The 12,220-nt window shown below is 66.8% G+C and carries 3 protein-coding genes; all 3 read left to right on the top strand.

Annotated elements, in window-relative coordinates; translation table 11 throughout:
• The first annotated feature begins 6 nt into the window (after positions 1-6).
• Positions 7-2,829: an RNaseH domain-containing protein gene (locus AWQ68_RS43760; protein ID WP_169809012.1), complete on the top strand. Its 2,823-nt coding sequence runs from the start codon at positions 7-9 to the stop codon at positions 2,827-2,829.
• A 620-nt stretch (positions 2,830-3,449) separates the two neighbouring features.
• On the top strand, positions 3,450-9,773 hold the full coding sequence (locus AWQ68_RS41405) for a DEAD/DEAH box helicase (RefSeq protein ID WP_218007097.1): 6,324 nt from the start codon (positions 3,450-3,452) through the stop codon (positions 9,771-9,773).
• A complete protein-coding gene (locus tag AWQ68_RS29905; RefSeq protein ID WP_066946619.1) occupies positions 9,770-12,187 on the top strand; it encodes a hypothetical protein in 2,418 nt (805 codons plus the stop codon). The genes AWQ68_RS41405 and AWQ68_RS29905 overlap by 4 nt, the downstream gene beginning before the upstream one ends.
• Positions 12,188-12,220: the final 33 nt, after the last annotated feature.

Genomic DNA, 12,220 nt, shown 5'->3' with positions numbered 1-12,220 from the left:
GGACGTGTGACCCAGCGCGACCGCGAGCCCGGCAAGTACCTGAACACGCTCGCCTTTCGGTGCACCCCTGACCTCGTCGGCGACTCCACCGTGCACGTACGGCACCTCGACGAGGCCACCTTCAAGCTGTGGAACGACTTCGACCTGCAGTGCAAACGCAAGTACGGGAACGAGTCAGCACAGGCTCCCTACTCGATCGCCACCACCGTGCTCAGTATGCTCGCGGGCGGATACGTCTACTTCGACCCGGACTACCGCGCTCCGTTCCTCGCCTCGCTCCGCCCGATCGACAGCAAACTACTCAGCCGCGTCTTTACCTTGACGTACCATCTCGCCCTCGGCGAGAAAGTCGCCTTCATCGACCTCACCGCACCGCCGGAATTGGCCAAACGGATCGCCACCACCCCTGAGCAGGAATACACGCTCGCCGACTACCTCCAGCCTGCCAACGACAAGCAGCCCGCGGCGCCCAGCTGGGTCTACCGGACGGTTGCGTGGGACCTCGCACAACGGATGGCGACCATCCCTTGGGCGATCTCCGACAGCAGAAAGATCACCCTGCGGCCCACCAGCACAGGCGGCCTGGTCGGCCTGGACGACCCCTGGGAGAACGACCAAGGCGGCCGATACGCGTTGTCGCGAACCGCGCTGAAACTGAAGACTGTTCCGAATATCACCAGTCCCGTACTGCTGCTGACGTCCCGGGTGACCCGAATCTCCTCCTCGCTGATCTTTTCGACGACCGCGCTCGCGGAGCAGCCCGGCGAAGATCACCCGGTATTGGAGGTAGCACTCAACGGCCGCGGGGGCGCCCGTACCGTCAACCGTCTCGCTCTCGAAGCGCTCGGCCGGTTGGAGATGGACTACTCCATCCTGCACGCGATCGCCGAGCGATCCAGGCGGGAGCAGGAGCTGCTCTCGCGAGCCAAGGAAACCAAGGAAACCGCCCGCTTCCCGCGCCAGCACCCCGGTCAGATCTGGCCCATCCTGCCGAAGAATTTCTCGTTCCCTATCGGCACGGGTACTGGCATGCAGCACCTTCGTCTGCTTCATCAGCACTTCAACGAGGCGTTCGGGACGACAGCGGAGCCGCTCGTGATGCGCGAAGTGCGTATGCAGCTCCCGCACAGGCCGAACGACCCGGAGAACATCTCAAATCAGGAGCTCCAGCGCCGCAAGGAGGAGCGCGAGAAGAACAACAGCAAGGAGCCGCTCCGCCCGCGCGGAAGCCTCTTCCCTACGCCGGAGTCCATCCTCGCTTCCGTCGAGACCGCTGGCTTCAAGAAGCTACGGATCGCCTGCCTGTGGTACCGAGACGAGACCCGTCTGCGGATGATCGACACCTTCTGCAAGACCTACGGTCTCGAGCCCGCGGGTCTCGATCCGCACGATGGGCAGGAGATCAGCCTCCATGGCGATCAGATCACCGCGGTGTTCCACGAAGCCTGCGATTTCCTCAAGCCGGGGCGTCCCGAGGGACGCGACAAGGCCCTGGCAGCGACCCGCGAATCGCTCCTCTCTCGAGACGGGGTTCTCGTCGGCGCATGGTGCGAGACCGAGATCCCCACAGCCGAGGATGCCCACGGCGATGGCAAGGTGGATCTCGACAACCTCGATGCCAAACCCCAGACCAGGCACATCCTCGCGGGTCTCGACGTACCCACGCAGTACCTCAAGGGCAAGGACGACAAGGGCGTGATCAAGCCCAAGGCGAAGGATCACCCGGCCGAGATGGCCCTCCTCGACCTCTACCGCTCGCTCGGCGTCATCGACGAGCGCATCGCGAACGCGCTCCGGCCCAAGAAGACGGGCTACTCCGTCGACCGCGTAGCTCATGTTGGTATCCATGTGCGGCAGCAGAACCGCCGAAAGGGCGAATCGGGCCAGCCCAAGGTGGTGATTACTGCAGCAGCTCTCGTGCCGCCAGAGGTGGTCGGCGGCACCTGGACGATGCTCGGCTGGAGCTCCACCCGGCCTGAGTGGCAGCCATACCGTCTCGCCCAACCTGCCTTCCACGCCACTGCCTACCCAGAGGGGACCGGGGACAAGAAGGGATACCGGCAGCGGTGGGACGACGCGGCCGAAATTGTCGAGCATGCCCTCAGCGACCTCGCTGAGGAGGAATTGGGCGGCATCCCGTACGTCGTGACGGTGGATGAGCTCGCCTCCCGTCGAATGTGGGATGGGCTACAGAACATGCACCAGGGCGCTTCGCCGGAGGGCCGCAAGAGCCGGTATTGGCTCCCCGGAAGCAGTCTGAGTCCTGACGAGCGGCCTCGGGCCGTCGTCCGTATCAACATCGACGATGAGAAAGTGCCACCTCCCGTCAGCACTACGCGCATCGCCAAGGGCGACGAAAGTGAGCCAGCGGAGGGGGAGACCGCAACCACGCTCTACCGGGTCGCCCCGGATTTTGGCGCTCCAGTGTGGATTCTCTGCAACGTGCCCCGTGCCTACGACGGCGACGGCGCAGGCAGGCTTGGATCGAAGTACACGCGGTGGGACGCGAAACGATCCGTCTACTCAGAGAAGAAGGAAGAGCGTCGCAAGGGCGAGATGTCCCAGAACTGGTACTCCATGACAGCCAGCGAGATCTACCCGCTCTCGTGCTCCGACGGTGTCTCAGAGGAAGCCCTCGCTATCGCTACGGCGAAGCTGTGCCACCAGACTCTCTTCTGGTCCGACCGCTCCCGATTTCCTGTGCCTCTGCACGCCGCACGGCAGATGGACCTTGACCACCCGCAGTATCGCCGCACGGCTCCTCCAGAAGAGAAACAGACCGCGGAACCTGGCACCGAAGACCAGGGCGCTGTGGGTTCCGCGGAGTAGGCGCCGGGGGCGGGAGGTCCCCTCCTGGTCCGCTATCTCAAGCAGGTTGCTGCCGACCCCGAATGCGCTGCGCCATCACGGCACCGACTCACGTCCCGGCTGTCCCTCGCCGTCACCTGGACGACTGACCGATGGTGCCCGTACAAGGCGACCCTCACACCGATCACCGCGAAGAGCTTTTAGGGTCTTCTATCCTCCGAGTCCTTTTCTGTCTTACGCGCCGGTCGTGCTTCGCACTGAAAGGCCGAGATGATCGAGGATGCCGGATTGTGATAGATGCCGGTTCAGCGGACGCGAAGCGGCTCCGCACCTCTATATAGATGCGGAGCCATAGGTCTATCTGATTCGAGGTATGGCGCTCCACTCTCGCGCAAGCGTAATGTGCAACCTTATGTCGCCAGCTGTACTGGAAGCCCTTATGTTGCATGCTCGCTGTCACTGGCCTCGACCTTGACGCGGTCCTGACCGCCGTGTGTCCGTGTGTCCATGTTTCCGATCGCCGGTCGTTCCGGGCTTCATGGGTGGCGCCTACAGACCGCGATCAGCGCTGAAGCGCCCACGAGTTGGGAAGCTCGAGATTGCTGTGAGTTGCGAAATTCGAACGAGTAGGGACAACAGGGGTGGCAAGCGCTGACGGAAAAGCAGAGAAGGGGCTGCCCGTAGCGGCACGTCGACTCGTCGACCTCATTGCCGAGCATCCCGACGGCATGACACTGACTGAGCTGACAGCGGCTGCGCAGGGGCGATTCACCGGGCTGCATCCACGACGCGTTGCCGACCTCATCTCGCGTGCCATCGCGGCCGGAGCCTTGTTCGAGGCCGCCGGCCGGCTGACGGTACCCGGCACCGGGGAACAGGAGTCCGAACCGCCCCCGGGGGGTGGGGTGACATCCGGCCGGCCTTTGCGTGCGGTCGCCCTCGACCTGGAGTCGGTCGTCCGGACGATGGCCAGCGAGCCGTTCCTCGACAAGCGAATCTTCCAAATAGGAGCAGTACGGTTTGGCACCGACGCCACATGGATTGCTGCGGAACCGCCGCGCGACTGGTTCGTTGAACTGCCCGACGAGACATGGGAGATCCGTTCGACGTCTCTGCGTGAACGTCATGCGGCCTTAGCTGTCGCGCAGGCAAAAGCACTGTTGGAGTTGCACGCGTTCACCGCCGACGCCGATATGGTCGTCACCTATAACGGCACTGAGGCCGACTTCCCGCTGCTGGCCGCGGCTTACGAGCGGGAGGGCCTGCCGACGCTGGCGCCGACCCCGGTCGACGCGTACTACCTGACGCTCGCCCTCTGGCCGACTGCACCCAGTCACCGCCTTGCCGAACTCGCCGACGCCCTTGGCGTGGACCGTTCCGAACTAGGCTGGCACGATGCAGGAGACGACGCCGAGCTGCTAGTGCGGTTGCTGATTCGGGCTGGCGAACAGGTTGCTGAGTGGCCCACTGACCTCGCCGACGTGGTTGCTTCTGTGTGCGCCGACTCGCCAGCGTGGGTTCTGGTGCGACATCTCGCTGCGGCGACGCGGGGTGCCGCAGCCGGGCAACTGCTCGGCGAAGCCCGGGCGCACAGTGTCGCTGATGTGGCCGCTGTCCTTGGCGTGCTGCTGGCCGGACACCGGCCACGGCGCGCGTTGGTGGGCGCACCACCGAGCGTCGCGAATAGTCGTAACGGACTTACGGTCAGTGCGTCGCTGCGCGGTGCCGACGGGCGCGTCGATCCGGTGCTGTTGGCTTCGGTATCACACGGTGCGGCAGCTAAACGCCGGCCTGCGCAGGAGCAGATGACAACAGCGCTGCACGGCTGGGCTGACGCTGGGGTGCCTGCGCTGGTGGAGGCGCCGACAGGTACTGGTAAGAGCTTCGCCATCCTGGCCACGGTGCTGGAGTGGCTGGCCGGCGGGCAGCAGCGGAGGGCGATCGTCACGACGTTCACCAAGCAGCTGCAGGCGCAGTTGGCTGAGGACGTGGCACTGCTAGACGGGGTCGTGCCTGGCCTGCTTGAGGTCAGTGACGTGGTCAAAGGGCAGGGAAACCGGCTGTCACTGCGGGCGCTCAATGTGGTGCTGTCAGACGCGACGAGGGTTGACGCCGTCCGCTCGGCAAGGCATGGGACACGCAACCGGTTCCTGACACGACCGGCGTTCCGGGAGCTCGTCGTCTACTTGACGTTGCGGTTCCTAGCGTCAACGGACGTGCTCGACTCATGGTCGGCGCACTCGGTCGACTCGGTTGACGTGCCCGCGTTCTTCGCTCGATACGCCGGTCCGGCGCTGCCGGTGTGGCTGGAGTCACTGAGCCAGGCCAGTAACGGGGAGTACCCGGCGGAGGCGGGTACTCCCATGGCCGCACACACTGACGCGGTTCGGGAAGCGCTCGCGGCGCATCGGCTCCTGCTGGCCAACCACGCGCTGCTGCTCGCCCATCTCGATGATCTCAGCACGCTCGGTCCCGATACGCTGCTCATCGTTGATGAGGCGCACCAGCTCGAAGACGCGGCGACGTCGGCGCTGACGACCATGGTGGACTACCGCACCGTCGAGGACCTGTTCAGCGAGGTGATCGCCTGGACGGACACCGCTCGCCGAAGTGCCGCACGTGACGCGGTGCGGGAGGCCGTCGACAACCTCGGCCTACTGCTCGATCACGAGCAGTTGCCGCGCGTGGCCGGGCAGGTGTTCGACGCACGAGGTACGGGCGCTGGTGTAGTTGTTGGATCGCGTAGCGTCACCTTGGCCAGCGCGTATGCCGGCAGCGCCGGCGTAGGGCAGGTCCGCACACTGACCGCACTGCTGCTGCGCCTGGCCGGGCAGTGTGAGGCTCTCGTCGGAGCCCTGGCGGCGTACTTGGAGGTGCACGCTCCGAGCCTGGACTTCTTCGAGGCTGAGCGTATTCGAGCTCTGCTGACCCGATGTGCGCAGGTCAAGGAGGCTAGCCGGACGATCGTCGCCGATGTCGACGGCATTCTCGGCCTACCTCCGGTGGCGGGTGCCATGGCCGAGAGCGACGAGGAGACCGCCGATGACGCGGTTGAGGACGAGGCCGGTGAGGTCGCGGATAGCGATGACGACTCCGAGGACCTGGCGGCCACCGACGACAGGGATGATGGGGCGGCTGATGGTGCCGGCACTGCGGAGGTGCCGCTCGGGTCGCTGCCGCCGGGGACGTCGAACCGGGTTGTGTATGCCGAGGAGCTCGAGGCGCTACGCGCTGGTCTGCGCTCTTACCGGTTCCGTGTGGCGACCAGCCCCATCGAGCTGTCCGCCGACGGAGTCTGGCAGCAGTTCCTCGCCACATTCGCGCGGACTTATTACGTGTCCGCGACGCTGCGGGTGTCGGGACGGTGGCAGTTCATTCGCGATCGCCTCGGCCTGCCGACCGGCATCGCGACATTGCATCTGCCGACGCCGTTCGACTACGAGCGGCAGACCGAGCTAGTGTGCTTTTCTGACTTCCCCTCCTGGGCCGAGCAGGCCGAAGGCGCGATGCGAACCGTCGCGCATCAGCTCGCGGGCTATGCCCGGGAGATCGTCACGCCAGTCGATGTGCCCGACGAAGCGCTGCCCGGCACCCGTGGCGGGTATGACGGGGGTGCGCTGGTGCTCACTACCGCACGCTCGACCGCTGGTGGTATCGCCGACTACCTAGCCAACGAACTGCGCACCTGCGGCGACGAGACCCCTGTGCTGTCTGCACTCGTGCTCGGCAACCCCCGCGGCGTACGACAGTTCACCGACACCGAGCACGGCGGTGGCATCCTCGTCGGAACCAAGGGTCTGTGGCAGGGCGTCGACGTCTCCGACGAGCGACGGCTGCGGCTGGTATGGATTAACAAGCTGCCGTTCGCGCCGTTTGCCGCGCCGGTCATCGAAGCCCGGCGCGCCGCGATCACCGTGCGGGCGGAGGCCGTGCACGCCGACGACCCGGAGGCGGTCGCGACCGAGCACTACTACCTGCCACTGGCGGCGCTGCAGCTCAGGCAGGCCGTCGGGCGGCTCATCCGGTCGGAGCGGCATCACGGCGTCGTCATCATCAGCGATCGCAAACTCGCTGGGCACACCGCACTGCGTCGCGCGTACCGGCAGACGTTCCTTGGCTCGCTCGAGGAGGGGCTGCTGCGTGATGACCCTGTCACCGGCGAACGCGGCGGCGGCAACGTCGTACCAATGAACGAAGGGTGGGCGCGCATCTGGAATTTCCTCGCCAAGCACGGCCTTCTAACCGCCGAACGCGCCGCACGGCTGTTGACGCCGACAGCGCTTGAGGAGCATACGCTGCTGCCGCAGACCAGACGCATCCGGGAGCTCGCGCTCACCGCCGCGCAGGTCGCGCGGCATCGCGCCGACGGCACCCTCGGCGACGAGGTGCTCGCCCGGGCCGCCGTCATCGGCGGGCTGCTGCGCCTGTCCGATGAGCCGGCCACGCTCAAGCCGTCGCAGCAGGCGGTCATCCGGGCTGTGTCCGACGGCGTGAACGTCCTTGGGCTGCTTCCGACTGGTTTCGGCAAGAGCTTTTGTTTCCAGTTGCCGGCGCTGGTGCTGCCCGGCGTGACGCTCGTCGTCTCGCCACTGGTCGCGCTTATGCACGATCAAGCACTTGAGCTCAACCGCAGCATCGGTGGCGCGGTCCGCGCGCTGGTAGCGCCACTGCGCGAGTCGAGCAGCCGAGCAGGCAAGACCGAGGTCGCTGATCAGCTCCTCGGTCGCGCTGACCATGGCATCCGTATCGTGTACATCTCGCCTGAACGACTGTGCCAACGCCGGTTCCGGGAAGTCGTCCGCACCGCGGTCGAGGCCGGAATCGTCACGCGCATCGCGCTTGACGAGGCGCACACGTTCGTGCAGTGGGACGACTTCCGGCCATCGATGAGTCGAGTGGAACAGTTTCTCGTCGAGCTACGACGCGACCACGCCCTGCCGGTGACCGCTCTGACGGCGACGGCGAATCGCACTGTGTACGCCGGGCTGCGCGAAGGCGTGTTCGGCCTGCCCGCCGAGGCACCTGGTGGCCCGGCCGGTGAAGCAGCCGAGGCCACCGCTGGGACGCTGATGACCGTTCGGGAGAACCCCATCCGGCCCGAGCTGGCGATCTTCCGGCGCACGATCAAGGCGGCTGGCCCCTCCATCAGCGCTGGTCTTGCGGAGGAGGTTCTCGACGCCGTTGATAACCACGCGATCTTCTACTGCCTGACGGTGAAGGAGGTCGTCGCGCTCCACGCACACCTTCGTGACTACCTCGGAGAGGGCGGCGTCCGAGTACGAAGGTTCCACGGCCGGCTCACGGAGGCGGAGAAATCAGCGGTCATGATGGAGTTCCGGGAGGCGCCGCGCAAGGGTGAGGAGGGGTTCGCTCCACTGGTCATCGTCGCCACGTCGGCGTTCGGTCTGGGCGTCAACCGTCCCGACGTGCGGACGGTTTTCTGCGTCAGCGCGCCGACCGACCTTGCGGCGTTGTACCAGCAGATCGGCCGGACAGGCCGGGACGCAGCGGGTAAGGCCATCATCGGCGCTGACACTCCCGCTCCGGTCGGTATCGCCGAGCTCCCCGTCAACACGCTCGAAGCCAACGGCGATGCGGTGATCGGAACGCCAATCAGCGACATCGCCTGCGGCGAATCAGGAGGCGCCGCGCCGTGGCCGGCAAACGTTGGCCTGGCGCTGCTGACCGGCCGCGGCCTGCGCACCGTCGCGTTCATGACGGGTAGCGATCTGCCGTCAGCGTTGCTCGAGCGGATGGGCCGGGCTGTGCTGAGGTGCCAGACGGTCCTCGACCCGACCAGCGTTGCCGACGCGCTCATCGGTGAGGACCTCGCTGCCGGGTGGCTCACTCCGGACGAAGCGCGCAAGCCTCGCACTGCCGACAACTACACAGCAGGAGTGGTGCGCGCTTTCACCACGCTCGCCGGTCTCGGCGCGATCACCGACCTCGGCGACTTCCCGCCGTATTGCATCGTCAAGCCCGGCGAGCTCCTCGGCGCGGTACCCCACGCCGCCGCTGTCGGCCGCAACCGGGGCGACGTTGACGACGGTGTGGAGGACCGTGTCGTCACGGCGGTGCTTGCGCTGCCGGTCCGTGCGAGCACGCCGGGCGCGCTGCGTCGGAACCATCTCGACATCGCGCGACTGGATGAGCACCTGACTGCGACGGTGCCGCAATACCGCACCATCGTTGATGACGCGGCTGGCACCTGGCAGTTACTAGCCGACTTGCATGACCGGGGACTGCTTGACGTGTCGGCCGCGCCGAGCCGACGTCTGGTCACCGGTATCGCCGTGCGGACAATCACGCTGCCTCAGCAGTTCTTGCCTGCCATATCGGGCAAGGTTGCCCGGGCCGCCGAGGAGATCCGGCTACTGCGCGACTTCTTCACTGACTCGACGACATGCGCCAACCGCAAGTTCGCAGATTACTTCGGCGTCGCTGACCTGCCCGCTGGCTGCTGTTCGACGGCGGCGAACCGATGCTCAGCGTGCTGGAACACGCCGATGTGGCCGCTTGGAGAGCGCAAGCCAGCCGTCGCGGTCGCGCTGGAGACGCCTCGGCCGCGGCCAGCCGGTGCGCGTATCGATGCTGCGCATCGACGGCAGCGGCTCGACGAACAGGTCTTTCGCCTGGTATGGGAGGTCTTCCATGGCGTCCACGCCCGCGACGTGCTGCGGGCGCTGCGCGGTGAGGACACGTATTTCTCGCCGCGTACCCGGCGCCGCGTGCGGTTGCGCACCGGACTGGTCAACAGCCGATACTTCGGCGCGAACCCAGCCGCTCGGCTGGCTGACGTGGAAGACTCCCTGGCCAGGCTGCAGGCCGCGGGACGCGTGGTACCGGTCGGTTCCCGATGGCGAGAGGCAGGCCACGTGCGCCGTGAGACCCGGCAACTCGCCCGCACTGCTGCCGCCACGACAGTGACAGGCCCAGTGGCTGCGAGAACCGGAGGTGCGCCATGACCGACCTGAATGATCGTCGCGTCGAGACCTCGGCGACCGCCCCGCAAACTGCCGGGGCCGTGCCTTTGTGGCGCCCGTTCGAGGAAGGGCCGCTTCTGACGCCGACGATGGCGTTGGGCTGGGACGCTACAGCGCCCCAAGACCGTGACCGGTTGGCCCAGTACTTGTCCGCACTCGTCGCCGCCCGCCGCGCGCCAGTTCACGTCAACGTGGCCTTCAACGCTGTGTATTTCGGCTACGACGTGGTCGCTGGCGGATACGTCGGCGGACCGCTGGACCTGTTCGCGTTTCCGGAGGTTCGGTTCGGGGAGACAACCGAGGCGCTGCCCGTGGGCGCGATGGTCAACATCGCCGCCGGAGACCAGCCGCTGTTCGCCGAGGTGGTCTACAAGGAGGGCGCACATCCTGCGCTGGAAACCGACGGCGCGCTGCCAGGATGGCTCAGCGGTGCGCCCGCTGGCGCGATCGGGCCCGGTGTTGTCGATGCGCCGCAGGACGGGCCAGTGCTGCGTGAACGTCTCGTGATCGACGTAGATGCGTTCGGACAGGGGTTCTCGGCGACGATGACCCGCCTCGACAGGCTGCGCCAGCGCGGCCGGTGGCTGGACGCGGATGGGCACGTGCTACTCGACGCGCGGTACGCGACGCGACGCGACGCCGACCTGGACGACATCGCGTTCTACGCGCAGTACCTGCTCACTCGAGGACGCGATCAGCTGCGGAGCGCGACCGCGCCGCTGCCGCTGACGACCGTGCTATCCGACGACGCCAGCGAGGAGCAGCTCGCCGCCGCGCTGACCGGGATGCTCGCCGCCGTCGGCGACGCGCTTGCGAGCCTGCCGGAACTCCGCATGTGGCGCGGGTACGCGTTCACACGTGCGTCGCTGAAGGATCGGCTCGACAATCCCGGACCACTTGGCGGCGGAGACCTCGGCAGCCTCGCCGCCCAGCTGGCACGAAGCGCCGTGCCGTCGCGCCGAAGCAGGTGGACCCCGAGCCGGAAGGTTATGTACACCGCAGTGGGGCCGCGCCTGCATGCCGTACGTGACGGCGCCACGCAGCTGCTTGACGTAGGGTACGCGCTTGCAGTCTGTCATGCCAACGCTGTCATCAGCGACTATGCCCGTCGCGAGACGGACGAGACAACCGGGCTGCTCCCCGGAGAGGTGCATTTGCGTCTCGACGACCCATGGCAGGGCGGCGGCGTGTGGCGTGTCGAGTACCCCGACAGCACATACGTCCATATCGACGTGACTGAGCCACTGGGCCTTGGGTGGCTGTCGACACTGCCGACCGTGCCGGACGAGTTGCCCGCTGATCCGGCAGACGGCGCGGCTGACACCGGCCTCCTCTCCGCCTCCGAGCCAGTTCTCACGCCGAGAACCACGCAGCCGCAGCCAGAGTCTGATCCGGTACTGGAGATTCCGCAGCCTGAGTCGGACGATGCTGGCGGCCTGGACGAGCTAACCGTCACCGACAGCCAAGTGTCGTGGACGCAGGCGCTGCGGCTGACCCACCTGCTCGAAGGCCGATTGCCGCTGCCCGACGCCATCTGCACCCAGATGCGCGACGCAGGGTTGAGTGGCGTGCGGCTGCGGCTGATGCTAACCCACGACGGGTATGACCTCGACCCGGCCGAAGCTACCCAGACCATCGATACGGATCTGTTCGCGAACCCGCAAATTATGGGGGTCGAGTGGCCGCTGCAGTTTTTTGCCAGCATCGTGCTCACCTGCACTTGGGGGCGTGGAGCCAGCGCGGTCCATGTGACGACGACACTGCTCGACTGCCCGGTCACCGTCGACGGGATAGAAATCGAGCACCGCTATGACCCGCGGATCCTCACTCGCGACGCTGCCCCCGGGCAGCCACGCCCCGCTGGGCGGCCTGGCATCAGATCGTTGTCGCTGCCGCAGCGCGTGCTGCACGCGGTGCGCCGTCTCGGTCTCCTCGATCCGGCCGGACGCGCAGTGCTCGCCCGGGCACACCTGCCAGCCGCCGTGTATGGCATCGCCGCGGCCAACACGGTCGCCGAACTCGACATCGCTGTCGAGGAACTGCTCGCAGCCGGCGAGTTGCGCAGTGATGTCGGCAGCGTCGGGGCGAACGGGCGGCTGTGCCTTCCTCCCGTACCCAGTGCGCCGACCGTGCCGCTCGTCGTCTATGAGCCCCGTCCAATCGAAGGCTCTCCACGCGCCGCAACATCGCGCCGATCCAGCACACTCGAAGCGCGGTTCGTGCGGACCCACGCGGTCGCCGGACATCTGCGTCGGATAGGCGACGTTGGCTGGACGGCTAGCGAGGAGGCCCGGCAGGCGTACCGCGAGGACCGCGCCCGGTTTCGTCTCTTAGGCCCCGCCGAACTGCCCGAAGGCTACACCTACATCCGGCCGCACTCCCGCGGCACTTCCTGATTGCCAGCGCCGTCTTTCCGTACCCGGCGCGAC

The sequence above is a fragment of the Microtetraspora fusca genome, assembly GCF_001570365.1.
GTDB classification, from domain to species: domain Bacteria; phylum Actinomycetota; class Actinomycetes; order Streptosporangiales; family Streptosporangiaceae; genus Microtetraspora; species Microtetraspora fusca.
Note: the sequence above shows the minus strand (reverse complement) of the source record. Positions and strands in the feature narration are given on the sequence as shown.